We start from the raw sequence: 26,142 nt of genomic DNA, 5'->3' as shown, positions 1-26,142 counted from the left end.
CGTCCCGTGGCGGATGCCCGTTCCGCGGCGGTGCGCCACGGAACGGGCCTGTGCGCGATCGGTGCAGGAGGGCTCAGGAGGTCGGCCTGTTCCCCGTCGGGATCACGATGGGGGTGCTCGTCCCTGAGGCGCCGTTGTTCAGGAACGCCATGGCCAAGGCGCGCACGAACTGGTCGAACACGTAGAAGGCGCCGGGCGCGACGGGCGACAGCCCCTCGCGGAACAGGATGAAGGCCGGCCACGCGGTGCGGATCAGCGCCGCCGAGGCGTAGTCGCGCTTCAGCCCGAGCCAGTCGCCGATCTCGTTACTGAGGACGTAACGGACGAACTCGTTGAGGAATCCGCGCGTGACCCCCAGGTCGACCTGCGCGGTCAACCCGAGCAGATCCTCGGCCAGTTCGATGCCCTCGGTCGTCGGGGAGAGGATCGGTGTGAGCACCTGACCCGACTGGGCTTCCGCGTCGGCCCACGACTTGGGGATGTACTCGTCCCGCACGCCCAGCAGATGCAGAGCGACCTGCCAACTGTGCAGGAAGGCGTCCTGGTCCTCGGCCGAGAACGGGACCTTCCACTCCAGCAGCTTCCTGCGCACGAAGGTGCCCAGGCTGTGGAAGGTGACCAGGATGTCGGCGTTGCTGATCGGCGTCTTCTCGTCCGTGACCGCCGTCCAATGGGGCGACTGCGGCAGCAGATGGCGCACCGCGGCGTGCACCACACGTGTCTTGTTGGCGGTGACCACGAACTGGCCCGTCGGCTCGAAACCCTTGAGCTGGGCCAGGTCGTAGCCGAACGTGAACGTCTTGGCCGCACGGTCCTTCATGTTGGCGCCGCCCGCGGACCAGTACACGCTCCTGGCCTCACGCGGGATGACGGTGCTCATGATCCCGCTGCCGAGCCCGTAGAGCATGAAGAGGTAGGTGTCCTTGCGCCGGTTGAAGTCCGCGGCGCGGGCCAGCTTGCCGGGATCCGCCCAGGAGGGCAGCTTGTTGACCCTCTGCAGATACGCGGTGAGGTCGGCCGGCAGGCCACTGGGCAGCGGGTCGTCGTTGTTCACCCACGACGCCATCGCAGTGTTGACCGCCGGGACCTGGCCGTTCTCGAAGAGCGAGGCCACCAACTGGTCCACCTCGTCGTCCCACACGTATTCCGGGTCGGTGCCCGAGCCGGTGCCGGCGACCGAGCCCGTCGGCGACCACGCCCACGCGGGTGTGCTGCTCGTCGCGCCCACGAGGCCCAACGCGGCACCGAGGGACAGGACTCTTCTGCGGCTGAGATTTGGCATTGACTTGCTCGCTTTCCTGGTAGGGCGTGCGGCACATCTCGCCTTGTTCAGCGCGGAGTTGGCGTTGCCGACACGATTCAAAGCTTGTTCCAGGATGTGATTTCTGATTAACATAGCGAGGCGCGCTGCCGTCGACAAGGGCATCGACGTGACCGAGAAGCCGCCGCCGGCTCAGGCCCCCGGCCCGCCCGATCCACACCGGGCGAGCCGGACGAAGGGCCCAGGCGTTCCGGATCGAACCAGTCCCGTACGACCGAGGAGCCCGCATGGCCACGGAACAGGACCACATCCCCGCGCCCGACAGTCCAGCGCCTGACGGCTCGACGCCCGACCGGTCTGCGCCCGACAGCCTCGTGGCGAAGACTGCTCGACCCCCGTGGGTGACGGACGAGTTGATTATGCAATGGTGCACGTGGGTGCGCCGCGACGCGACACGTCCCGGGCCCGACCGTGCCGAGCCCGTGACCGCGCTCGCGCCGTACGACCTGGCGCCGATCGCCGCCGTTCCCACGTGCGCCCCAAAGGACGTCGCGGCGGCCGTGGCCCGCGCCCGAGCGGGCCAGCCGCAGTGGGCGGGGACGACGCTGAGGCACCGCGGCGACGTCGTACTCGCCTTCCACGACCTGCTGTTGGAACGGCAGGACCAGGTGATCGACCTGATCCAGTGGGAGACGGGCAAGGCGCGCTATCACGCCTGGCAGGAAGTGGCCCAGGTCGCGGCGATCGCCCGGCACTACGCCCGGCGTGCCCGGCACTACCTGGCCCCCCACCACGTGCGCGGGATGGTGCCCGGCCTGACGAAGGTCAAGGAAGTACGGGTGCCGAAGGGCGTCGTCGGCGTCATCTCCCCGTGGAACTACCCCCTCTACCTCGGTGTCGGCGATGTGCTGCCGGCCCTGCTGGCCGGCAACGCAGTGATCTCCAAGGCGGATCCCCAGACCGCGCTGACCATGCTGTGGACGCGAGCCCTGATGGCGGAGGCCGGGCTGCCGGCCGATCTGTGGCAGATCGTGGCCGGTCCCGGGGCAGTGGTGGGTACCGCCCTGGTCGACGCCGTCGACTTCGTCTGCTTCACCGGGTCGACCGCCACGGGACGCACCGTCGCCGAGCGTGCCGCGAAACGACTGGTCGGAGCCTCTCTCGAACTCGGCGGCAAGAACCCGCTGATCGTGCGTGAGGACGCCGACGTGCCCTCCGCGGCGGCCGGCACCGTGGTGGCGGCCTTCGCCAACACCGGGCAGATGTGCATCCACATCGAACGCGTCTATGTGCACGAAAAGGTCTACGACGCCTTCCGCGCCGAGCTGGTCCGGGCGACGCAGGCCCTCACACTCGGGCGGTCCTACGACTACTCGGCTGACATCGGGTCACTGACGTCGGCGGCGCAGCTCGCGGCCGTCGAGGCACACGTCGACGGCGCGGTGGCCAAGGGGGCGACCGTACTCGCCGGTGGCAGGGCCCGTCCCGACATCGGCCCGCTCTTCTACGAACCGACCGTCCTCGAAGGCGTCACACCCGAGATGGCCGTATGCGACGAGGAGACGTTCGGCCCGGTGCTCTCCCTCTACGCCTACGACGCGGACAACGAAGCAGTGAGCCTGGCCAACCAGGGAACCTACGGACTGTCCGCGTCGATCTGGTCGAGGGACTCCCGCGAAGCCGGCCGGATGGCGTCGCGGATCCGCGCCGGGTCGGTCAACATCAACGACGGCGCCGCCGCGGCGGCCGGCAGCGTCGAGGCCGGAATGGGCGGCGTGGGCGAGAGCGGACTCGGCAGGCGCCACGGCGCCGAGGGAATCCGCAAGTACACCGAGAACCAGACCATCGCCACGCAGCGCCTCATGCCACTCGGACCGCCGAAGCCCGGCCAGAGCGCTGTCGAGAGTTTCGTCCGCCGTACCAACGGACAGCTGGCCCTGCTGCGTCGGCTGCGTGTGCGATGAACGGCACCGCGCCGGCTGCCGTGCGCCAACGACGCGGACATTCCCTCTGAGTGCCTCTGCTTCCGTCCTTTCTCATCTCCCGCCGCATGCACGGCGGGCATCCCCTCTGGGTGCTCCCGCCTCACTCATGCTCATCTCATGCCGCATGCACGAGATCAGTCCAGCCCGCGGGTCAGAGCACGGTGATCCGCCCTGGCGGCGCATCCCAGCCCGCTGCCCTGCCCTGCAGGAGCCCGATTCCTGACCGCCCAGAACGGCGGAGTATCCACGGAGGTATGCGATGACGAGTGCGATCTTCGGTGAACGGTCCCTCTACGACGACGACCACGAACTCCTGCGAGAGACGGTCCGGGCGTTCGTCGACAAGCACGCCGCGCCGCACGCCGACCGCTGGAGGGCCGAGGGCAAAGTCGACCGCGAACTCTTCCAGGAAGCCGCCCGGGCCGGAATCCTCGGCTTCAACATCCCCGAGGAGTACGGCGGCGGCGGGATCACCGACTTCCGCTTCAACGCGGTGATCGGCGAGGAGTTCTCCCGCCACCCCGTGTCGGACGGCCTCGCCGGCGTGGGCCTTTCCAGCGACATCGTCGTGCCCTACTTCACCGACCTGACCGACGACGAGCAGAAAGCCCGCTGGCTGCCGGGAATCGCCGCCGGCAGCCTCATCGTCGCGGTCGCCATGACCGAGCCGGGAACCGGGAGCGACCTGGCCGGCATCGCCACCACCGCCGTCCGGGACGGCGACGACTACGTGGTCAACGGCAGCAAGGTCTTCATCTCCAACGGCCAGAACGCCGACCTGGTCGTCACCGCCGTACGCACCGGCGCGGACCGCCACGGCGGGATCAGCCTGCTGGTCATCGAGGCGGACCGGCCCGGCTTCTCACGGGGGCGCAACCTGGAGAAGGTCGGCCTGCACGCCCAGGACACCAGCGAGCTGTTCTTCCAGGACCTCCGCGTACCCGCCGCCAACCTGCTCGGAGAGGAGGGCTCCGGCTTCAAGGCCCTGATGCGCAACCTGCCCCAGGAGCGGATCTCCATCGCCGCCAACGCCATGGCCTCCATCGAAGGCGTGCTGGAGCGGACCGTGGAGTACGTCAAGGAGCGCAAGGCGTTCGGCCGGACCATCGGCTCCTTCCAGAACACCCGTTTCCAACTGGCCGACATGGTCACCACCGCCCGCGTGGGCCGCACCTACATCGACGACCTGCTCGCCCGGCACTCCCGCGGCGAACTCAGCGCCGTGGACGCCGCGTCGGCGAAGTTCTGGGCCACGGAGAACTACGTCGACATCGTCGGGCGCTGTGTGCAACTGCACGGCGCCTACGGCTACATGCTCGAATACCGCATCGCACACGACTACCTCGACTCGCGCATCAGCACCATCTACGGCGGCACCACCGAGATCATGAAGGAGATCGTCGCCCGGGACCTGGGGCTGTAGTACCTGGCCCACTACCGCGGAGGCACTTCATCAAGTCCGTTCCTGAGCACGGGACTTCTCGCCACGCAGGCCGTCTGCGGGCGCGGGCGCTCGCCGTGCGACGTGTGTGAGGGGAGGGCAGACCGGGCCGACGTTCGCGCTGAGCGTCGGCCATCCGCTCGTGCGGTCGACCGCGGCCATCGCCGAGCGGTGCGGTCGGCACACCCTTCCGCGAGCCGATCGCCGGTCCCGTGCCGACGTGGCCGGGCAGCCACGAGGCAACAACGAGCGTGCAACGGGTGAGTTGCGGCGCCGGGCCCGGCATCGCTCGCCCCTTACCCTCCAGGAGCAGGGGCCCTCGCGCGCGCTCCGGGCAGGGGGAGCCGGATGTGGTCGATCACCTCACGGCGGGTGTTCCGTCGAACCGTCGGTGCCGTCGCGGTGGGCATGGCACTGGCCGCAACCTCGGGGTGCACGGTCCCCGTCGACGCCGTCGCCGGCATCTCCGTCACCGCCGACGGCCGCCTGATCGGTGTCATGATGGTCTGCGGGCACCACATCGACGGCGCGACCCTCTATGTCGACAGCGCCGATACCGACAAGACGGTGAGGGTGGATTCCTGGACGGCCACCCACCGCCTCACCGCAGGTCTCACCACCTGGACCCTTGATCCGCCTTCCGCCGGCTGGACCGCCGACACATCTCTCCCTCCGCTCACCGCCGGAACCACGTATGCCCTCTATGGCTGGACCAAGGACAACTCGTGGTCATCGCGCAGCGTCTCGTTCACGCGGGCCGACAGCGACCGGCTCACTCCGGGCATGGTCCGGTACGACACCGTCTCGGACGACGGTGAAGAGTCCGCGGTCAACGTCCCCACAGCGGAATTCGAAGCCAAGGCCTGCCAGGACGACTGACGTGCGCCGGAGTGCTCGACGACGTGGCGGCTGCCACCCCAGGTGATGCAGTCGGCCCCGAGCACGGCGAGGGGCCTCGTGAGCAGACGCGTGGTGTCGGCCCGCAGGTCTCTGCGTTAGGGTGGCCGACATGCAGACGCACTCGAACTTCCGTGAGGATGAGCCGCAGCACAGCGGCCCCCGCGGTGAGTGCGCGCCCCGCGGATACGGCTTTCTGCGCCGCCGCGGCCGGGTGGGTTCGCCCCCGGCGTCTTCCTGTCGCTGAATCCGCCCTTTAGGCCTCCGTCCTCGGGCCTGAGCTTTCCCGTACCGGTACCCGGAAACGTCGCGTCGCGCCGTCCACCACCGGCCCCTTCTTGAGTTCCGAAGGAGTTCGCCATGTCCCTCACTCATGACGTCGCCCCCGCATCAGCCCTGCGCGACCACCGCATACCCGCCGACGGCCTGTACGAGGGCACCCGCATCCTGAACCGCCTTCCGGACGGTGTACGGGAGAGGCCGTACGAGCGGTTCGAACTCGTTCCGCAAGGCCGCGTCATCGGAGCGGAGATCCGCGGCCTCGACCTCTCACGGCCCGTGTCCGACGCGGTGCGGGAGGAACTCAACCGCGCGCTCCTCGAATGGAAGGTGCTCTTCTTCCGCGGGCAGCATCTGACGTCCGACGCGCAGCGCCAGTTCGCCCGTAACTGGGGTGAGTTGGAGACCAATCCGCTGCTCGCCCCCGGTGACGGCGACGATGTGGTCCGCTTCGACAAGTCGGCCGGTGCCGTTCCCACCTACGAGAACGTCTGGCACACGGACGTCACCTTCCGCGAACGCCCGGCGATGGGTGCCGTGTTGCAGCTGCGGGAAGTGCCGCCGGTGGGCGGCGACACGATGTGGGCGGACATGGCGGCCGCGTACGACAACCTGCCGTCCGATGTCCGCGAGCTGATCGACGGCGCGAGTGCCGTCCACGACTTCCTTCCGGGCTTCGCCCGCTTCTACGCACCGGAGCAACTGGCCCCGTTCCAGGCGCAGTTCCCGCCCGTTCAGCACCCCGTGGTGCGCCGCCACCCGGAGACCGGACGCCGGATGCTGTTCGTCAACACCTCCTTCACCACCCGGATCATCGGCCTCGAGCGCCCGGAGAGCGACCGCCTGCTCCGGCTGCTCTTCCAGCAGGCCCACGTCCCGGAGTTCCAGGTACGGTTCCGTTGGCAGGCGGGCGATGTCGCGTTCTGGGACAATCGCGCGACCCAGCACTACGCCGTCAACGACTACGCGCCGTACCCCCGGGTCGCCGAACGCGTGGCGATCGCCGGGGACCGCCCGTTCGGCTGAGCCGCCGCACGGCAAGAAGCCCGGAGGCGTGTGCCGGATGACCGATGGCCGGTCTCCGGCACCGCGGGCCCCTGTTGTCGGCTGGTGCGCGCCGCAGATGAGCAGCGCGGGCCAGGCCTGCTCAGCGTGGCCGAGTGCTCGGCCTGAGGACCGGTGGTCGGCGGTGCTACGGGGTTGTTGCCGGGCGACGTCGCCTCGGCGCCTCCCGCAAATTTCCCCTTCGGACACTGCACGGGGGCTCTTTGGCTGAGCTCTCGAGCTCAAAGGTTTCCGGGGGCGTCCAGGAGGCCGAGGGCTCCCAACGGATGCGGTCGGCCGCCCCGCGCGAGACGGTGGGTCCAGGTGGCGGTTTCGTCTTCGCGATGCCTGGAACGCCGCTGATCGCTCCAGGCTGTCCGTAACAGGAGTCGTCCCACCCGCACCGCAGCCCCGCCTGAGAGGAGCGTCGGCCATGGAATACCTCGTCACCATGACCACCCATGTCCCGGAGGGAACCTCGCAGGCGGAAGTCGACGAGGTCCGCACCCGCGAGACCGCGCACTCCCGCAGGCTCGCCGAACAGGGGCAGCTGCTGAGGCTGTGGCGCCCGCCTCTGCGTCCGGGGGAGTGGCGCACACTCGGGCTGTTCGACGCGCGGGATGCCGCGCACCTGGAGGATGTCCTGTCCTCGATGCCGTTGCGTGTGTGGCGGAGCGACGAGGTCACACCCCTGACGCCGCATCCGAACGACCCGGGGCCGGCCGCCACCGGTGCATCGGGCGCCGCCGAGGAGTTCTTGGTGACCTTCGCCCCGGCCGCGTCCGAGGACGCCACCACCCAGGCATTGAAGGACGCCACCGCGGCGGAAGCGGTCCGCGCGAAGGAACTGGCCGGACAGGGACACCTGATGCGGCTGTGGAAGACGCCTGGCGAGCGCCGTGCGCTCGGCCTGTGGCGCGCCCGGGACGCCGCCGAGATGCAGACAGTGCTGGACTCACTTCCCCAGGCACCATGGCTCTCCATGGAGATGACGCCGCTGGCTGAGCATCCCAGCGACCCCGGGGCGGTCAGGGGCTGACGGCCGCCTCGTCCGGACGGCGTCGCGTGGAAGGCGCGGAAAACAGGCAAAGCAGCGACAGGCAGTTCGCCCACAGGGCTTCGGGGTGCTGACTTGTGCCACTCCTGTGCACACCCATTGACACTGTCCTCGGCGCCTTCGTAGGGTGCCGAGGTAGAAAAAATTGATACGTTTCAACTCGGCAAGCCAGGCCTGTGGCTTGTGAGTTGACACAATTGCTGCACGTCGCGTCGCTCAAAGTGCGCCTCCTGCTTTCGCTGAAGTGGAAGCAGTCATGTCCGGTTGAATCATTCAAATCCCTTCCTGGGAGCATGTGCATGAGCCTGCGGTGGCCGTTCCTGTTCCGGTCCAGTCTTCGGCCCGGTGTTGTCGCGATGGCCTTCGGGCTGACGCTCGCCCTCGCTCCCCCCGCGGTCGCGGACCGCGCAGGGCCCGACCACAGCCCTCAAGCGCCGGCCGGACTCACGGTCGGTGACCGGGTCGACCCGTCGGCCGTCGAGGGGACACCCTCGTTCGGCTGGCTGCCGCGTGACGTCGACAGCAACGAGGTGCAGTCGGCGTACGAGCTGGTCGTGCGCGACAGCGCGGGGCGCACGGTCTGGGGCAGCGGCAAGGTGACCGGCGCACGGCAGTCCTGGGTTCCCTACGCCGGTCCCGACCTCGCGCCCGGCACGAAATACCGCTGGACGGTGCGGACTTGGGACAGGCAGGGTGCGGTGTCGCCGTACGCGCACTCCGCGACGTTCGTCACCGGCCTGGGCGACGCGGACTGGTCGGGCGCGCAGTGGATCCGCAGGCCCGCAACCGGCAACGACGCGGACAACCAGTGGACCGCCGCCCGCAAGGTCATGAGGGTGTCCGGGGGCAGTCCGGTGACCGGCGCCCGCGTCTACACCGCCGCCGTGGGGGACTGGCAGGTCCAGGCGAACGGGCGCACGGTGCAGCGCGGCTCGTCGTACGAGTACGCGGGTGAGGGCTTCTACGATGTCGCGGAGCTCAAGGGCGTCGAGGCGGGGCAGCAGCTACCGGTCGGCGTCGTCACGCACTACTGGAACTGCAAGTGCCAGGGGCGCGCCAACGGTCCCGCCGGCCCGGAGGGCCCTGACGGCCTGCTCGTCAAGGTCGTGGTCGACCACGCGGACGGCACCCGGGACGTCATGGTCTCCGACGGCTCATGGAAGGTGCGCCGCTACGACCCGCAGGCCATCGACACCGTGACGTTCCGGAACAAGGACGCGGGCGACCGCGTCGAGTACTACGACGCCCGGGCGGAGCTGACGGGCTGGGACAAGACCGGTTACGACGACGGCAGTTGGTCCGGTGCCACGGTGGTGGGTCCACACCCGCGACCGAACCCGGCCGACTGCTCCTCGTATGCGTCCGGTTCATCACCTTGTGCCTTCACCCACCTGTCCGCGACGAGCGCCCATCTCACCCGCACGGTGGTCCACCCGAAGTCCCTGCTCCGCCTCCCGGACGGCACCGTCTTCGCCGACTTCGGCGAGGTCAACTCCGCCGTACCCTCGGTGCGTTTTCAGCATGGAGTCGCAGGGCGGCAGTTGACTTTCACCACCAGCTACCGGCGTAACAACTCCACGCTGGCGGCGGCCGTACATGCCGGGGACACCACGGTGACCCTCGCCAGTACGGGCAACGTGCACGTCGGCGACCGTGTCACCGTCGACGCCCCCGCGACCGGATACGGGGCAGGTGCCCCGGAGACCCGCACCGTGACGGCGGTGAACGAGAAGACCGCCACCCTCGACCAGGCCCTCGGCAAGGACCACGGCGCCGGAAGCTGGGTGGAAAACTCCCGCGCCGGCACGTCGGCCCTCGACACCCAGGGCAGCAACATGCGCTTCTTCCATACTCAGCGGGACGGTGCCCAGGTCGCGCAGCCGTTCACGTACTGGGGCTGGCGCTACCTGCAGATCAGTGACCCCGGCGAGAAGCTGACCACCGACGACGTCACGGCGGTGGTGCAGCACACCGACGCCGACCACCCGGCCACCTTCGCGAGCAGTGACGACACCCTCGACGAAGTCTTCGCGCTCCTGCAGCATTCGGCGCTGCAGTCGGCGCAGAACGTCTTCCTCGACACCCCGACCCGGGAGAAGGGCCAGTTCCTCGGCGACGCCATCGACGAGTCGTACGCGACCATGGCGGCCTCCGGGGAACGGAGCCTGACCCGGCAGGCGATCGTCTCCTTCATGAACTCCCAGGCGCGGTACTGGAAGAACGGCGCCATGAACGCCGTCTACCCCAACGGCGACGGTAAGCGGGACATCCCCGACTACACCGAGATGTTCCCCGAGTGGGTGCTGCGCTACTACCGGATCACCGGCGACCGGGATTTGCTGACGCAGGCCCTGCCGGTGATGAAGAACATTTCCGATTACATCTCGTCCGCCGTCGACAGCCGCGGTCTGGTGGCCGACCTGCCTGGCGGCAGCGGCGCGTATCAGTACGGAATCATCGACTGGCCCGCCCCGATGCGCTACGGCTACGTCACCGACGGGAATGTCAACCGCACCGTCGTCAACGCCCTCGGCGTGGGCGCGCTGCGCTCGACGGCCGAGGCCGCCGACGCCCTCGGCGACGCGGACGCCCGCACCTTGTACGACGGTCGGGCGGATCACCTGACCGCCGCGATGCGTGCGCAGCTGCGTGACCCCGGGAGCGGAGCCTGGTCCGACGGCTTGACCGCCGCCGGTACCCGCATCGACCACGCCGGCCAGCACGCGCAGACCTTCCCCGTCGCCTACGGGGCCGCAACAACCGCCGAATATGCGGCACTTGGCGAGCGCATCTCCGCACTTGGCATGCAGCAGGGGCCGATGACCCTGCGCACGCTGCTTGATGCCCTGCGCATCACCGACCGCCCGGACACCGTGGTGGATCTCCTCACCGACCCGCGCCACGACGGCCCGGCCCAGGTGCTCGCCGAGGGCGGCACCTTCATGTGGGAGCAGTGGACCCCCGGGTGCGCGACCTCCGACTGCACCGGCGCCCAGGTCTCCCAGAGCAGCAGCGAAAGCCTCTCCCACGGCTGGGGTGGAGCCGGAATCACCGGCGTCATCGAGAGCGTCCTCGGCCTGACCGTCACCTCGCCGGGTGCCGCCACGGTCCGTATCGCCCCGGCGGACAAGGGGCTCGACCACGCCTCCGGCACGCAGTGGACCGAGCGCGGCACTGTCGGCGTGGACTGGCGCAGGGGCCGGTACGGCGTGGACACCGACGTCACTGTCCCGGTCAATGTGACGGCGACCGTCGCCCTGCCGGTGGTTCGTGGCGGCATCTACCGAGTCACGGGCCAGGGCGTCCGCTACCTCGGCGTCGAGGACGGCCGGGCCGTCTATCGCGTCGGGTCCGGACATGTGTCGTTCCACGCCCGGTCCACCGACTGAACGCGGAGGCCCCGCCATGAAGCAGCACAGGAGACAGCAGGAACAGAGACACGGTGCGCGCGCACTGGCCCGGGCCGTCGTGGGCCTGTGCACCGTTGTGGCGCTGATCGGCCTGGCGCCGGCCGGCAACCCCGCTGCCGCGCAGACGAGTTCAGGCCATCACGACCGTGCCGTCGCGTCCACGGGCACGGTCGTCGTGGCGAAACCCGGTTCCACGCGCGTGATCCAGAACGTCGGCACGTCCACTGTCACCGTGCGCCCCGGGGCGACGGTGCGGCAGACGCTCGACCGCCTGACCGCATCCGACCGCTCCCGTCAGAGCCGAGAGATCGTCGACGTGTCCGGTGCCGTCCGGCGCGACGGCCCGGTCGTGGAGGGCGACCGGCTCACCGTCCGCGCCGAGGACGGCCGCTCAGAGGGGAGTTACGCGCTGGCCGTGCACGACCCGGGCGCCGCGGGGCGCGACGGTGACTACTGGAACCAGCCGCTCTACGACCGGATCGACTCCACCGTCAACGCCCACGTCCCGGTCTTCCCCGACCGCCGCTGCGACATCACCGACCCCGCCTACCGGTCCCAGGTCCGCCGGGTCACGGAGCGGTACGCCGTCGGGAACGAGGCCGGTGACCCCGCCGTCAAGACCTCACCCCTGGTGTACGACTCGCAGCGGGTGTGGTTCTACGGCGACGCCGTCAACGCGGCGATCAAGGACTGCCACGACGCGGGTGGCGGCTCCGTCGTCGTCCCGCCGCACGGATCCCTGAACGAGAACGGGGCCTACTACTCCGGCGCCATCAACCTGCTCAGCGGCGTGAATCTGCGCGTCGAGACCGGCGCCGTCGTGAAGTTCATGCGGGACAAGAGCAACGAGTTCTACCCGGTCGTGCGCACCAGCTACGAAGGAACCGACCTCTACAGTTACTCGCCCCTCGTCTACGCCCTGCACCAGCACGACATCGCGGTGAGCGGCGGAGGGACGCTCGACGGCCAGGAGGACATGTGGAACTGGCGTCCCTGGAAGAAGGGTTACTGGGGCGAGCCCTCGGTCGAGGACAAGGATCCGAACGGCTCGTACGGGCAGAACGGCGTCCTCAACCGCATGAACTTCGAGGACACACCGGTCGAGCAGCGCCTCTTCAGCGACGACGGCCACGCGCCGGACACGATTCCCGTCGTCGAGGACGGCAAGGTGCGCCACGTTGCCCCGCCGGCCGGAGCCAAGGCCATGAAGTCGACGTTCCGCCCCTCCTTCATCCAGCCCAACGACTCGACCGACGTTCTGATCGAGGACGTACGGATACGTAACACGCCGTTCTGGATCGTCCATCCCCTCAGCTCGTCCAACGTTCTGGTCCGCGGCCTCGACATCTACAGCGACAAGACGAAGGACTTCGAGGTCAAGGGCTGGAACAACGACGACGGCATCGACCCCGAGTCGAGCCATGACGTGGTCATGGAGCACAACCAGGTCACCGTCAGTGACGACGGCGCCGCCGTCAAGGCCGGCCGTAACGTGAACGGGCGCGAGCACCGGGCGCCGAGCGAACGCTTCATCATCCGAGACTCGGACTTTCGCAACGAGGCCGGGAACTCCGCAGCCATCTCCATGGGAAGCGAGATGTCGGGCGGAATCCGCGACGTCTTCATCCACGACAACGTCTTCGGTGGTCACGGCCTTGCCATGGCCCTGAAGATCAAGACGAACTCCACCCGCGGCGGCGCCGTAGAGAACATCTATCTGCGCGACAGCCTGCTGCAGTACGCCGTCCGGTCCCTGGTCGAACTCGACAGCGACTACAACGAAACCGTGCCGTTCCCGAACGCGGACGTCTTCGACCCTCAGGTCCGCAACATCTATGTGGATCGTGTCGACACAGGCCCCGACATGCCGCCCGCCACGACCAGCTTCTCCTTCCGCAGCGCCGCGTCCCGCTCACCGGTGGAGAACGTCCGCTACCGCGACTCCGTCTATCACTCGACCAGCACCCTCGCGGCGGGCTTCGCGGAGAACAAGAACATCAAGGGCCTCGTCGTCGACAACGTCACCTACATCAACCCGCAGACCGGCGCCACCACTCGCTACGACACCACACCGCTACGCCTCCGCGACGCGACACGGGCGGTCCCGGACACCGGTGACGCGACCGGCCTGACCGCGGCGGACACCAACCGCCCCGACACTGTCACCCCGCTACCCGAGCGCACGTTCCGGATCGCCGGCGCGGTGGACCTTTCCACGGCACCCGACTTCCCGTACACCGGCACGCTGCGCATCCTTGTCGACCGCGACGACACACCCGTCCCGGTACGCGTCCGGCCGGACGGCACCTTCCTCAGCGACCCCATCACCCTGGACGACGACCAGAGCTGGTACCGCGACCGGCACTACGTGGCCTTGAACTTCTGGGCGGACAACGGCATCGACATCAACACGACCGTGTACCAGGTGGCCGTGTCCACCCAGCGAGGAAGGGACGGTTCATGACCGACCAGCCGCACGTCTCCCGCAGAGCCTTCGTCGGCGGAGTCGCCGCCCTGACCTCCGCGACGCTGATGTCCCGCGTCCTGCAGGCGGAGTCGGCGGTCGCCGCCGAACCCGGCACGGACGGCAACGGCACCCGCATCGACCGGCACGCCCTGGTGTCCCGGCATCGCGTCGTCCGGCACAGCAGCGACCTCGATCTGCCCGTCCAGGTCGGCAACGGCCGGTTCGCCTTCGGCGCCGACGTGACCGGGCTGCAAACCTTCGTACCGTTCAACACCCTCTCCGACTGGGGCTGGCACGCGGACGCTCTGCCACCCGGCAAGGAAATCGCGGACTACAGAGGCACCGTCTGGGACACGTACGGCCGAGACGTCGCCTACTGGACGGACGACGACAACGAGCCCGAACTCCACAACTGGCTGCGTGAGAACCCCCACCGGGCGAACCTCGGCCGCATCGGCATGCGGCTGCTCAATGCGGACGGGACCGAGGCGGCCGAGGCCGACCTCACGGACACCGTGCAGGAACTCGATCCGTGGACGGGCGTTCTGCGCAGCGCGTTCCGCTTCGAAGGACACCAGGTAACCGTCGAGACCGCCTGCCACCCCGGCCAGGACGTCCTGGGCGTACGCATCGAGTCCGCACTCGTCCGGCTCGGGCGCCTGTCGGTCTTCCTGGACTTCCCATACGCCACCGCGGCCGGGCGCAACAAGTTCGAGGCGCCGTACGTCGGCCTCTGGGACCGCCCCGAGCTGCACGCCACCGTCCTGCGCCACCGCGGCCGCACACCGGTTGTCACCCACACCATGGACGCCACCCGCTACGAGGTCGGCCTGGCGCTGTCGCCGGGCGCCCGCGTCAGCCGCAGTGATCCGGGGCTGCATCGCTACGAAGTCATGGGCAGCGGGGACCAGTTGGAATTGGCCGCCCTCTTCGCGCCCGAGGTGCGAGGTGCCGTGCCGAGGGCCGGCGAGGTGGTGCGCCAGAGCGGGACCTGGTGGCCGCGGTTCTGGCGGACCGGCGGGGCGGTCGACCTCTCGGCGAGCGCGGACCCGCGCTGGCGCGAGCTGGAGCGCCGCATCGTCCTGAGCCAGTACCACCTGGCCGTGAACGACGCGGGCAACGACCCCGCCCAGGAGTCAGGACTGGTCAACAACGGCTGGTACGGCAAGTTCCACATGGAGATGTACTGGTGGCACGCCTTCCAGTACGCGCTCTGGAACCGGTGGCCGCTCCTGGACCGCAGCACCGACATCTACGAACGGTTCCTGCCCACGGCGCGACGCCTCGCCACCTCCCAGGGCTTCCGCGGTGCCCGATGGCCGAAGATGACGACGACATACGGCGACGCGATCGGCCGCGAGTCACCCGGCACCCCGACCTGTCTGCTGATCTGGCAGCAGCCCCACCCCCTCTTCCTCGCGGAACTCGACCGTCAGGCCCACCCGGGACGCGGAACCCTGCTCAAGTGGCGCGAAGTCGTCCACGAGAGCGCGGAGTTCATCGCCTCGTTCGCCCACCGCGAGGAAAGCGGCCGCTACGTCATCGGCCCGCCGATCATGTGCTGCAACGAACGCAACCCGCCCGCCCGGACCCTGAACCCGGCCTTCGAACTGTCCTACTGGCGCTTCGGTCTGCGCATCGCCCAGGAGTGGCGAGAGCGCCTCGGCATGGCGCGTGAGCCGTACTGGGACGAGGTCCTCGACGGCCTGGCGCCGCTGCCCGTCGAGGACGGCGTGTACGTGCTGTACGAGGGCGTGCCAGACATGTGGACCGCGTACAACACCAACCATCCCGATCCCGTCGCGCCGTTCGGGATGCTGCCTGGTGACGGCGTCGACGTGGAAACCATGCGGGCGACGACTCAAAAGGTCCGCGAGACCTGGCCGGTGACCGACCTGTACAGCTGGGACTTCCCGCTCCTGGCGATGAACGCCGCCCGCCTCGGCGACCCGGCCGCGGCCGTGGACCACCTGCTTCATGAGCGGTTCGGGTTCACCGGCACCGGCCTGCCCGCCAGCGGGAAGAGCGGGGTGCCGTCCCCGTATTTTCCGGCCGCGGGAGGCCTGCTCTACGCCGTCGCGATGATGTGCGCCGGCTGGCGCGACTCTCCCGGCGGCCCCGCGGGCGAGCCGGGTCGTCCCGGCGAGCGGGGCCTGGCTCCGGGGTTCCCGGACGAGGGTTGGACGGTCCACTGGGAGGGTCTGACGCCCGCTCTGTGATCGATCGGACGTGGCGTCAGCTCGGCCCGGCCTCCACACCGGACGGCCCTTCCGGGAGCACCGCTTCGCCGTGAGCGCCCGGAAGGCGGGTGCCGGGAAGGCGGGCATCGGACGCTTCCGGCGGCAGTGTGCTGTCCGGCAACGGCTCCGCCGTCTCGTAGCGCCGAGCGCCGAAGCGGTACACGACGATGAGCAGCGCGAAGAACGGCAGGCCGGCCTTCCAGGAGTCCTCCAGGCCCTCGATGAACGCGGTGGAGACCAGGATCGCGGTCAGCGCGAGCGCCGCCGCGACGGTGGTGAACGGAGCGCCGCGCAGCCGGGCCGGGGAGGAGGGGAGGCCGTGGCGGGCGCGGTGGCGGCGGAACATCAGGTGTGTGGCGAGGATGAGGATCCACACGACCAGCGCCCCGAACACCGAGATGCCGAAGAGCAGGACGTACGCGGTGTCCTCGGAGTGGACCGAGAGGATCGTGGCGGCGCCCAGGCCGAGCCCGGAGACGGCGAGGGCTCGGTGGGGGACTCCGCCGCGGCCGACCCGTGCGAACATCCGTGGCGCGTGCCGGTCCACCGCCAGGGAGTGGATCATGCGGGTGGCGAGGTAGGTGTTGGCGTTGGCGCTGGACAGCGCCGCGGTCAGGACCACGAAGTTCATGATGCCCGCGGCGGCCGGGATCCCGGCGACGTCGAAGAGCTGGACGAAGGGGCTCGCCGTGACGTCCCCTCCCGCCGCCGTGCGCGACCACGGCACCACGGTGACCACCACCGCCATGGCCAGCACGTAGAAGAGCGCGAGTCGCGCGACCATGCGCCGGGCGGCGCGCGGGATGTCCCGCACCGGGTTCTCGGACTCTGCGGCGGTCACCGCGATGATCTCGGTCCCGATGTAGCTGAAGATCACGAAGACGAACGCGGTGCCGAGGCCGCTCATGCCGTGGGGGAGGAGACCGCCGGGTCCCGAGAGGTTCGAGGTGCCGACCGCCGTGTGGCCGGGCAGGCCGAGGAAGACGTAGGCGCAACCGAGGAGGACGAAGACGCCGATCGCCGTGATCTTGATGGTGGAGAACCAGTACTCCAGGTGGCCGAACACTCCGACGGTCAGCGCGTTCGCGGCCAAAAGTAGCAGCGAGAACGCCACCACCGGTGCCCACAGCGGCAGTTCGGGCCACCAGAACCGGACGTAGATGCCGCCGGCGATGACCTCGCCGCCGATCGCGATCACCTGGATCGTCCAGTACGTCCAGCGGATCACGAAGCCGACCAGAGGGCCGAGATAGTGGCTGCCGATGGTGCCGAACGAGCCGGTCGCCGGGTGTACGGCGGTCATCTCGGCCAGCGCCCAGCCGATCACCAGGGCGATCAGCGCGCAGAGCACGTACGCGATCACGGCGGCGGGCCCGGCGGCGGAGATGGCGAGGCCCGAGCCGAGGAACAGGCCCGTTCCGATGGCGCCGCCCAGCCCCATCATGCTGAGCTGACGCCCGGTCAGTGCTCGTCTCAGGCCATGCTCTTGGCCCTCTGTGCCAGGGTCTTGGTGCAGGCCGGTGGTGGGGGAGGCGGCGGCCGTTGGGCTGCTTCCGGCATCGTCGGGCATGTCACTCGCTCCGTGGGGTGCGGTGTTCCTGGACGTGCTAGTGGGCGTGCTGCTGGGCGCGTATCTCGCCGAGCGCGTCGATCAGCGCGTCGACGTCGGACGTGTTGTTGTAGTAGTGGAAGGAGACCCGGAGCAGGGTGCCGCGTGGGCTGGTGACGATGCGGCGCTCGGCGAGCGCGGCCGCGAGGGCGTCCGGGGCGGAGTCGGCGATCGCCACCTGCGGGCCTCGCAGGTGCGGCTCGACGGGCGAGGCGAGCGTCTCGCCGGTCTCGGCCAGACGGGCGTGGGCGTACGTGGTGAGCGCGCCGACATGCGCCTCGACGTCCTTCGGGTCGATGTCGGCGAGGGTGCGAAGACCGGCCGCGGCCGCGTACGCGGAGGGGACCGACGGGGTGCCGGTCTCGAAGCGGCGCGCGGTGTCCGGGAAGTCGAGGGAGCGCGGGTCGAAGCCGAAGGGGTCGACCCGACCGAACCAGCCGGTGAGTTGAGGGTCCACGTCGTCGCGCAGGCCACCGCGCACGTAGAGGAACGCGATGCCAGGGACGCCGAGCAGATATTTCAGCGCGCCGCACACCAGGTAGTCGCAGTCCAACTCCCCTACGTCCACCGGGAGTACACCCAGTCCCTGGTACGCGTCGACGAACACCCGGGCGCCGACCGCTCGTGCCGCCCGAACCGTCTCGGCCACCGGCAGCCGGGCGCCGTTGCGGTAGGAGACCAGCGGCACGGAGACCAGGTTGGTCGAGTCGTCGATCGCGGCGGTGTAGTCCTCGGCGGGGACGGTCCCTTCCCGCTCCGGGACATGGTGGACCCGGGCGCCGCGCCGCTCCTGTGCCAGCCAGACGTGGGCGATGGACGGGAACTCCATGTCCGTGGTGACCAGGCGGGGGCGGCGCGACCAGTCCAGTGTGGACGCCACCTGGTACGCGCCCTCGGAGGCGCAGCCGACCACCGCGATCTCGTCGGGCTGCGCGCCGATGCGGGCGGCGAACGCGGCGCGCGCGGCATCCACTTGGGCCATCCACGCGCCCCAGGGCGCACCCTGGCTGCGCATGGACCACTGGAACTCCTGCAGCGCCGTCAGCATGTGCTCGGATGCCGCGCCCTGGCTGCAACTGGCCAGATGGACCGTGTCCTTGAGGGAGGGGAACCGGGCACGGAAACGCTCGGCGGCGTCGAGGGGCGCGATGGGCACGGGCGGCTCGCATTTCAATCACAGTGAAATGGTTCAGTGCGAGTGATCGAAGCAGCCGAGTCATGTGCCCGTCAATGGGTCGGAGGCCGGCCGTCGACCGGGGAGGGTCACCGACTCGGCGGTGTCACGCTCACCAGGAACCGTGCGGGCTCGCCGCCCTCGTTGACGTAGCGGTGCGGGACACGGGAGTCGAAGGTGCAACTGTCCCCGGGCCCCAGCTCGTGGCGGCTCTCGCCCGCCTCGACGACCAGGCTGCCGCTGAGCACCACCACGCACTCCTCGGAGGGGTGGCTGTAGCACGCCTCCGAAGACGCCCCGCCCGGTTCGAGCGCGCCCTCAAGCACTTCGAGGCGTGCTGAGCCGGCCGAGACACGTGTGTACTCGACCCCGCCCTGCGGCGAACGCACCACGATCCGGCGGTCGCGCCGCACCACAGCGACGTCATCCGGATCGTCCTGCCGGAACAGGTCGAAAAGGGGGAGTCCGAGGGCGGCGGAGAGCCTGCGCAGCGTCTCCAGGCTGGGGTCGGTCAGGCCGCGCTCGACCTGACTGACCAGACCGGTCGACACCCCGGCGTGCGAGGCCAGGTCCCGTACGGTCATCTTGCGGGACTGGCGCAGCTCGCGTATCCGGTTGCCGATCACGCGGTGAGGGTAGCTCAGCGCGTACTGCGTGGAGGGCATCGGCCGCGTCCGGCACCCGCAGACCGGCGGCGACGTCCGGTCCGATTCCTCCTGTCGGACGGGGACAGGAACGGGAAGGCTCCAATGCGCACATGGCAGGGCCATGAAGGAGGCATTGCAGCGCGGTGACAGTCAACCCCGCTGTCTTGAAGGCAGTCTGTGCCGCGGATAGCTTCGGTGGCATGAGGATCTGCAGGCGGTTCCGGAAGCGACGGGCCATCGACCTGATGCGCGTCGCCACCGCGGTGTGTAGCTGACCTCCTCTCTGCGCTGATCCGGGCCGCTCGGCGCCCCGCCGCACTGCTCCGCTCGATCCCCTTTCACGCCTCCCCTCCCTTTCGCCCTGTGCTGAGGCGTGCCCCTCATCATCCTGTGAAGGCACGAATGTCCCCACGTACCACCATGCCCGCATCCCTGCGCTTCGGCGCGATGACCGCTGTCGCCCTGTCCCTTCTGCTGACCGCATGCGTGAGCAACACGCAATCCACGGCGGCCAGCGAGAATGTCGCGGCGAAGAAGATCCCGGCCAAGGTCTCCGCCGGAACCTCTTTGACCGTCGGCGCACCCGATCTCAAAGTTGCCCTGGAACTGTCGGGGCAGATCCACAAGCTGCCCTTCAAGGTGAAGTGGGCCAATATCAGCGGCGGCCCGCAGTGCTCCGAAGCGTTCCGGGCCGACGCGCTCGACATCTGCTCGGCGGCGGAGATTCCGTCGATCAACGCCCACTGGACGGGCCTGGACACCAAACTCGTGGCGGCGAAGTTCCGCAAGGATCCGACCGCGTACCCGATCTACGAACTGGGGATCGCTCCGGGCGCTCACATCAAGACCCTCGCCGACCTGCGCGGGAAGAAGATCGCCTACAGCCCCGGGCAGGCGCAGGGGGCTCTCGTGCTGCGGATCCTGAAGAAGGCCGGACTCACCCAGCAGGACGTCGACCTCGTCGAAATGGCCAGTACCGGTGACGTCTACCCCACCGCTCTGGGAAACCGTCAGGTCGATGCCGCGCCTATCGCCGATGTCAACATCAAGCGCTATCTGACGAAATACGGCAGGGACGGCGGCACGACCATCAAGCACGGTCTCCGCGACGACCCGGGGCACTTGTGGGCGCTCACCGATTCCGTGAGCAACGCGCAGAAGTCCGCTGCCGTCAGGGAACTCATCAAATTCTGGGCACGAGCCGAGATCTGGATCGACGACCATCCGAAGCAGTGGATCGAAGGCTATTACGTCAAGGACCAGGGGCTGAGTCGCGAGGACGGCGAATACCTCGTCGAAAGGTCCGGACACCCGGACTTTCCCGCGGACTGGACCGGCGCCATCGAGCGCCAGCAGCAGACCGTGGACCTGTTGGCGAAGGAGCAGAAGCACAAGGCCTTCGATGCGGGGATCCTCTTCGACCGCCGATACGAGCGCGTGGCCGCCGACGCCGTTGCCGGTGAAAGGAAGACGTCATGAGCACCACGGCTTTCGACCGGAGGGCGGCGACCGCGACCGTGGCGGCGACGGACGACGCCGCGGTCGCGTCCCCTCGCCTTCGATCACGGGCACGCAAGAGGCTGGGGCCGGGCCGCCCCGTCCCCTACGGCTGGGCGCTCGGTCCGCTGCTGCTCCTCGCGGTGTGGGCGGCCGGCTCCGGCGCCGGACTCATCGACGCCCGCAGCCTCCCCGCACCCTGGACCATCGCCGGCACCGCGAGCGACCTCATCGCCGACGGCAGGCTGCAGTCCAACTTCTCGACCTCCGCCGGGCGGGCCCTGCTCGGCCTGCTCTTCGGAACGGCCGCGGGTCTGCTGCTCGCGCTCGTCTCCGGACTGAGCCGCCTCGGCGAGGGGATCGTCGACGGGCCGGTGCAGATCAAGCGGGCGATCCCCTCGCTGGCACTGATCCCTCTGCTCGTCCTCTGGTTCGGCATCGGCGAGACGATGAAGGTCATCACGATCGCGCTCGGCGTCTTCGTGCCGATCTACATCCACACCCACAACGGGCTGCGCACCATCGACAACCGCTACTCCGAACTCGCCGAGACGGTGCGGCTGAGCAGGATCCAGTTCGTCCGGCATGTCGTCCTGCCGGGTGCGCTGCCCGGGTTCCTGCTCGGACTGCGGTTCGCGGTGACCGCCGCCTGGCTGGCGCTGGTCGTCGTCGAGCAGGTCAACGCCACCAGCGGCATCGGCTACATGATGGAGCTCGCGCGGACCTACGGACAGACGGACGTGATCATCGTCGGCCTCGTCGTGTACGGACTCCTCGGGATCGTCTCCGACGCCCTGGTACGGCTCGTGGAGAGGAGGACCCTGTCATGGCGGCGGACGCTGGCGGGCTGACCGCGACCGAGGACCGCACGACGGTCCGCATCAAGGATCTGGTACGCACGCTCGGCGGGCGCCGCGTGCTCGACAGCCTCGAACTGAGCATCGCCCCGGGCGAGTTCGTCGCCCTGCTCGGACGCAGCGGCTCCGGCAAGAGCACACTGCTGAGGGCGCTGGCCGGCCTCGACCACGACGTGGCGGGAAGCGGTGAACTGGCCGCCCCCGATGACGTGTCGGTGGTCTTCCAGGACGCGCGGCTGCTGCCGTGGAAGCGGCTGCTCGAGAACGTGATTCTCGGCCTGCCCGGACCGGACGCCGAACAGCGGGGCCGCACCGCCCTCGCCGAAGTCGGCCTCGAAGGCCGCGAGCGGGCCTGGCCCGTCGAGTTGTCCGGCGGCGAACAGCAGCGGGTCTCGCTCGCCCGCTCCCTCGTCCGCGAGCCTCAACTCCTGCTCGCGGACGAACCGTTCGGAGCGCTCGACGCCCTCACCCGTATCCGGATGCACGCCTTGCTGCGGCAGCTGTGCGAGCGGCACCGGCCCGCTGTGCTGCTGGTCACCCACGACGTCGACGAGGCCATCGCCCTGGCCGACCGGGTGGCCGTACTCGACGAGGGACGGATCGCGGTCGACATCCCGGTCGACCTCCCCGCGCCGCGCAACCACGGCAGCGCCCGGTACGCCGCACTGAGGGACCGCCTGCTCGCCCGCCTCGGCGTGGAAGCAGCCGGCTGACCGCCCCGACCGTGGGGGGAGCCCGGCACGTCTCACCCCGGCGGACGGCTGACCCGGCCCCGACCTGGGGACCCAGCACGTCTCACCCCGGTACGACCCGCACCGCACGAAGAGGAGAAGAAGCCATGACCACCGTCGCCCCTTTCGACATCCTCAGGGCAGGACCGCGCTTCGGCGCGGAGATCACCGGCGTCGACCTGACCGCCCCCGTCGACGAGACCACCGCCGACGCACTGCGGCAGGCCTTCCGGGACCACAAGGTGCTGGTCTTCCGCGGCCAGCACCTGACACCCGATCAGCACGTCGCCGCCGTCAGGATCTTCGCCGAACCCTTCGACCACCCCACCGCTGCGAAGGACGACGCCAACCCGCTCGTCTACCCGTACAACGTGCGACAGACCGGCAAGGCCAGCACCTGGCACATCGGCGGCCTGTGGCGTGACCCGGTCTTCGCCATCGAGTCGCTGACGTACGAGGTGGTGCCCGAGCTGGGCGGCCACACACTGTGGGCGGACCTGCAGGCGGCGTACGACGATCTGTCGGAGCCGTTCAAGGAGCTCCTGGAGTCCGTGCGCGCCGTGTACGACGGCAACGCGGAGAACTACGCGCAGGGCAGCAAGAAGACCGCGACCGGACCGACCGTCGAACACCCGGTCGTCCTCGCCCATCCGGCCACCGGCCGCAAGGGCCTGTTCATCAGCACCTCGGCGATCGGCCTCACCGGCGTGACCCCCGCGGAGAGCAAGGCGCTGCTCGACCACCTGCTGCGGCACGCCTCCTCGCCGAACTACACCATCCGCTTCGGCTGGCAGCCTGGCGACTTCGTCCTCTGGGACAACCGCGCCACCTGGCACTACGCCGTCGACGACTACGGCGACGGGGCGCGCGTCTACCGCAAGGTCATCGGCGTGGAGCCGGAGGCGGGCCGCGGGCCGGGGGCGCGTTCCTGAATGCTCCCGGGAGAAGACCGCGCCGCCCGGCGCGTACTGCTCGTCTGCCTGGCCGCGGGCGCGACGACCCTGCTGGACCAGGCAGTCCTGAACATCGCGGTGCCGAGCATGCGCAAGGCCCTCGGGACAGGTGCCGGCGACGTGCAGTGGATCGTGGCCGGATACTCGTTGGCCTTCGGTCTGGCGCTCGTCCCGGGAGGCAGCCTCGGTGACACGCACGGGCGCAAGCGGTTCTTCCTCGCCGGCGTGGCCGTCTTCCTCATCGCGGGGGTGACGGCCACGACCGCCGGTGGGCCCGGCGCGCTGATCGCCGCGCGGCTGGTGCAAGGCGCCGCGGCGGGACTCGTCAACTCCCAGGTGATCGGCACCCTCCAGGACGTCTTCCACGGCCAGGACCGCGGCCGAGCCCTGGGCCTGTACGCGGTGACCGCCGGCGTGGCCACCGCCCTGGGGCCACCACTCGGCGGCGCGCTCGTAGCGGGCCTCGGCCCCCAACTCGGCTGGCGCTGCTGCCTGTTGCTCAGCACGCCGTGTGCGATGCTCACCCTGACCCTGGCGGCGCGGTGGCTGCCGCCGCCCCGGCGCACCGCCCGCGACCCGAGTCTCGACGTCCTCGGCCTCGCGCTGGCCTGCGGCTGCGCGCTGACGCTCATGGTGCCGTTCATCGGCACCCCGGGCAGCGGCGGAGAGGCACTCCTGTGGGGGGCCGCGGTGACCGCCCTGGCGATCGCACTGACCGCCCACCAGCGACTGCGCGCACGACGCGGACGACGCCCCCTGCTGCATCCCGCCCTCAGGACGTCGAGGCCGTACCTGCTGGGTACCGCCGTCGCCATGGCACAGTTCGGCGCCTCACTCGCCTCGGCGCTGGTGCTCACCGTCTTCCTCCAGGAAGGACTCGGCCTCTCCGCCGTGCTCACGGCGGCCGTCACCCTTCCTTCGGCGCTCGCGATGGGCCTCGCATCGGCGCTCGCGTGGCGGGTGGTGCGCCGCATCGGCCCGCGCACGGTGACCCTCGGTCTCGCCCTCGGTATCGGCGCGGCCCTGGCCGGGGCGGCGGTCGCGCTCGCCGTGCCGTCGGCGTGGCTCCCCTTGGCATACGCCGGTGTGCAGGTGCTGACCGGCGCGGCCTCGGGACTCACGGTGTCGCCCAACCAGACCCAGGTCCTGCACCACGCACCCGCCGAAGCGGCCGGGGTGGCCGGCGGCATCCTGCAGATGACGCAGCGGATCGCCGCAGCGGTCTGCCTCAGCGCGGTCTCGGCGGTGTATCTCCACTCCGCGCCGCCATCGCCGGGAGGCAGCGGTCCCCGATCCGCGTACGCCCTCGCCTCGTGTGTCTGCGCCGGACTGCTCGCGGTGGCTCTCGTGCTGTCACGACAGCGCGGGGCGGCGCTGAAAGCAGCCCTCCGCAGCAACCCATCGGTACGTGAACTCGACACCCCTCACGGCCCCTTGCTCCCGCACACCCCTACCGGTAGGCCCCCTGCCGCCCCGTCACCGCCCGAACAACGATCGGAAGCATGATGACCCCGCAATTCCTCTGGTACATCCCCAACACCGTTCAGCCGGGACACCGCGGCGACGACACCACATCCGGCTGGGGGTCCATCGAGCACTCGACCGAACTCGCCCGCACGGCAGAAGCCCACGGCTGGGACGGTGCCCTGCTCGGCACCGGATGGGGACGCCCGGACACCTTCACCGTCGCCACCGCCCTGGCCGCGCGCACCACGACGTTCAAACCCCTGATCGCGGTCCGCCCCGGCTACTGGCAGCCCGCGAACTTCGCCAGTGCGGCCGCCACGCTCGACCAGCTCAGCCGCGGCCGCGTCCTGGTCAACATCGTCAGCGGCCTGGACACCCCCGCCGCCTACGGCGACACCACCGTCGATCCCGCCGCGCGCTACGCCCGCACCCAGGAGTTCCTGCATCTCGTACGCCGCCTGTGGACCGAGGAGAACGTCACCTTCCACGGCGACCACTTCCAGGTCACCGACTCCACGGTCAGCCCGCGCCCCTACGCCACCGCCGAGCGGACCCACCCGACCCTCTACTTCGGCGGCGCGTCCGAAGCCGCCGAACGCGTCGCGGCGGCCGAGGCCGATGTGCAGCTGTTCTGGGGCGAACCGCTCGACGGAGTCGCCGAACGGATCGCCCGCCTGAAGGAATTGAGCGAGCAGGTGGAGCGCCGCCATGTGCCGCTGGAGTACGGCCTGCGGATCACCACGGTGGTACGCGACACCACGGAGGAAGCGTGGCGCGCGGCGGAGGAGAAGGTCGCGAAGATGGCGGCCGACGCGGGCGAGATCGACACCTGGATGGGCAACCGTAAAACAGCGGTCGGCCAGCGGAGGCTGCTCGACCTCACTGAACGCGGCGAAGTCCTCGACACCTGCCTGTACACCGCGCCGGGCCGGTTCGGTGGTGGGGGAGCGGCGACCACGTGGCTCGTCGGCTCGCCCGACGACGTGGCCGCGGCGCTCGACGCCTACCGCGCACTGGGCATCACGCACTTCGTGCTGTCCGACACCCCCTACAGGGAGGAGACCCGCCGCATCGGTGACCAACTGCTGCCCAGGCTGCGGGAGGCGTGAGGGCGGGCAGTCCGTCA

General features: G+C 69.8%; 18 protein-coding genes. 14 read left to right on the top strand and 4 right to left on the bottom strand.

What is annotated here, in order from left to right; all coding sequences use genetic code 11:
- Positions 1-73: 73 nt before the first annotated feature.
- On the bottom strand, positions 74-1,282 hold the full coding sequence (locus tag ACFC96_RS05780; RefSeq protein ID WP_376610425.1) for an oxygenase MpaB family protein: 1,209 nt from the start codon (positions 1,280-1,282) through the stop codon (positions 74-76).
- Positions 1,283-1,548: 266 nt separating this feature from the next.
- Here ACFC96_RS05780 and ACFC96_RS05775 point away from each other — a divergent pair, with 266 nt between their 5' ends.
- The 8 genes from ACFC96_RS05775 to ACFC96_RS05740 all read left to right on the top strand — a co-directional run bounded on the left by ACFC96_RS05775 (position 1,549) and on the right by ACFC96_RS05740 (position 16,060).
- Positions 1,549-3,225, top strand: coding sequence for a succinic semialdehyde dehydrogenase (locus tag ACFC96_RS05775; RefSeq protein ID WP_376610423.1), 1,677 nt, complete (start codon positions 1,549-1,551; stop codon positions 3,223-3,225).
- A gap of 280 nt (positions 3,226-3,505) precedes the next feature.
- Complete coding sequence (locus ACFC96_RS05770) at positions 3,506-4,669, top strand: acyl-CoA dehydrogenase family protein (RefSeq protein WP_376610422.1); 1,164 nt, start codon at positions 3,506-3,508, stop codon at positions 4,667-4,669.
- 426 nt (positions 4,670-5,095) lie between these two features.
- Positions 5,096-5,566 carry a hypothetical protein gene (locus ACFC96_RS05765; RefSeq protein WP_376610421.1) on the top strand — a complete coding sequence of 157 codons (471 nt, stop codon included), beginning with the start codon at positions 5,096-5,098 and terminating at the stop codon, positions 5,564-5,566.
- 378 nt (positions 5,567-5,944) lie between these two features.
- On the top strand, positions 5,945-6,889 hold the full coding sequence (locus ACFC96_RS05760; RefSeq protein ID WP_340457161.1) for a TauD/TfdA family dioxygenase: 945 nt from the start codon (positions 5,945-5,947) through the stop codon (positions 6,887-6,889).
- Between the two features lie 451 nt (positions 6,890-7,340).
- On the top strand, positions 7,341-7,946 hold the full coding sequence (locus tag ACFC96_RS05755) for a muconolactone Delta-isomerase family protein (protein ID WP_376225263.1): 606 nt from the start codon (positions 7,341-7,343) through the stop codon (positions 7,944-7,946).
- 317 nt (positions 7,947-8,263) lie between these two features.
- The gene (locus tag ACFC96_RS05750) at positions 8,264-11,353 is read left to right on the top strand and encodes an alpha-L-rhamnosidase N-terminal domain-containing protein (protein WP_376610420.1); all 3,090 of its coding nucleotides are present in this window, start codon (positions 8,264-8,266) and stop codon (positions 11,351-11,353) included.
- Between the two features lie 16 nt (positions 11,354-11,369).
- Positions 11,370-13,838: a glycoside hydrolase family 28 protein gene (locus ACFC96_RS05745; RefSeq protein WP_376610418.1), complete on the top strand. Its 2,469-nt coding sequence runs from the start codon at positions 11,370-11,372 to the stop codon at positions 13,836-13,838.
- Complete coding sequence (locus ACFC96_RS05740; protein ID WP_376610416.1) at positions 13,835-16,060, top strand: hypothetical protein; 2,226 nt, start codon at positions 13,835-13,837, stop codon at positions 16,058-16,060. Before ACFC96_RS05745 ends, ACFC96_RS05740 begins: the two co-directional genes overlap by 4 nt.
- Before the next feature lie 16 nt (positions 16,061-16,076).
- Here the strand turns inward: ACFC96_RS05740 and ACFC96_RS05735 are convergent, their stop codons facing one another.
- The 3 genes from ACFC96_RS05735 to ACFC96_RS05725 all read right to left on the bottom strand — a co-directional run bounded on the left by ACFC96_RS05735 (position 16,077) and on the right by ACFC96_RS05725 (position 19,529).
- The gene (locus tag ACFC96_RS05735) at positions 16,077-17,525 is read right to left on the bottom strand and encodes an amino acid permease (RefSeq protein ID WP_376610414.1); all 1,449 of its coding nucleotides are present in this window, start codon (positions 17,523-17,525) and stop codon (positions 16,077-16,079) included.
- A gap of 163 nt (positions 17,526-17,688) precedes the next feature.
- On the bottom strand, positions 17,689-18,846 hold the full coding sequence (locus tag ACFC96_RS05730; RefSeq protein WP_376610413.1) for an aminotransferase class V-fold PLP-dependent enzyme: 1,158 nt from the start codon (positions 18,844-18,846) through the stop codon (positions 17,689-17,691).
- A gap of 107 nt (positions 18,847-18,953) precedes the next feature.
- Positions 18,954-19,529, bottom strand: coding sequence for a helix-turn-helix domain-containing protein (locus ACFC96_RS05725; protein WP_376254959.1), 576 nt, complete (start codon positions 19,527-19,529; stop codon positions 18,954-18,956).
- 345 nt (positions 19,530-19,874) lie between these two features.
- Between ACFC96_RS05725 and ACFC96_RS05720 the strand changes: the two genes are divergently transcribed.
- From ACFC96_RS05720 to ACFC96_RS05695, 6 genes are all read left to right on the top strand, one after another.
- Positions 19,875-20,990, top strand: a complete 1,116-nt coding sequence (locus ACFC96_RS05720; RefSeq protein WP_376610411.1) for an ABC transporter substrate-binding protein — start codon at positions 19,875-19,877, stop codon at positions 20,988-20,990.
- A complete protein-coding gene (locus ACFC96_RS05715; protein ID WP_340457708.1) occupies positions 20,987-21,859 on the top strand; it encodes an ABC transporter permease in 873 nt (290 codons plus the stop codon). Before ACFC96_RS05720 ends, ACFC96_RS05715 begins: the two co-directional genes overlap by 4 nt.
- Complete coding sequence (locus ACFC96_RS05710) at positions 21,835-22,578, top strand: ABC transporter ATP-binding protein (protein ID WP_376254954.1); 744 nt, start codon at positions 21,835-21,837, stop codon at positions 22,576-22,578. Before ACFC96_RS05715 ends, ACFC96_RS05710 begins: the two co-directional genes overlap by 25 nt.
- A gap of 125 nt (positions 22,579-22,703) precedes the next feature.
- Positions 22,704-23,528: a TauD/TfdA dioxygenase family protein gene (locus ACFC96_RS05705; protein ID WP_376610409.1), complete on the top strand. Its 825-nt coding sequence runs from the start codon at positions 22,704-22,706 to the stop codon at positions 23,526-23,528.
- Positions 23,529-25,055: an MFS transporter gene (locus ACFC96_RS05700; protein WP_376610407.1), complete on the top strand. Its 1,527-nt coding sequence runs from the start codon at positions 23,529-23,531 to the stop codon at positions 25,053-25,055. It begins immediately after the preceding gene.
- Entirely contained in the window at positions 25,052-26,125 is a 1,074-nt protein-coding gene (locus tag ACFC96_RS05695) for an LLM class flavin-dependent oxidoreductase (RefSeq protein WP_376610405.1), read from the top strand. Before ACFC96_RS05700 ends, ACFC96_RS05695 begins: the two co-directional genes overlap by 4 nt.
- The last annotated feature ends 17 nt before the right edge of the window (positions 26,126-26,142 follow it).

It is taken from the genome of Streptomyces sp. NPDC055955, from assembly GCF_042270245.1.
Taxonomy (GTDB): domain Bacteria; phylum Actinomycetota; class Actinomycetes; order Streptomycetales; family Streptomycetaceae; genus Streptomyces.
This window is presented reverse-complemented; position numbering and strand designations above follow the sequence as displayed.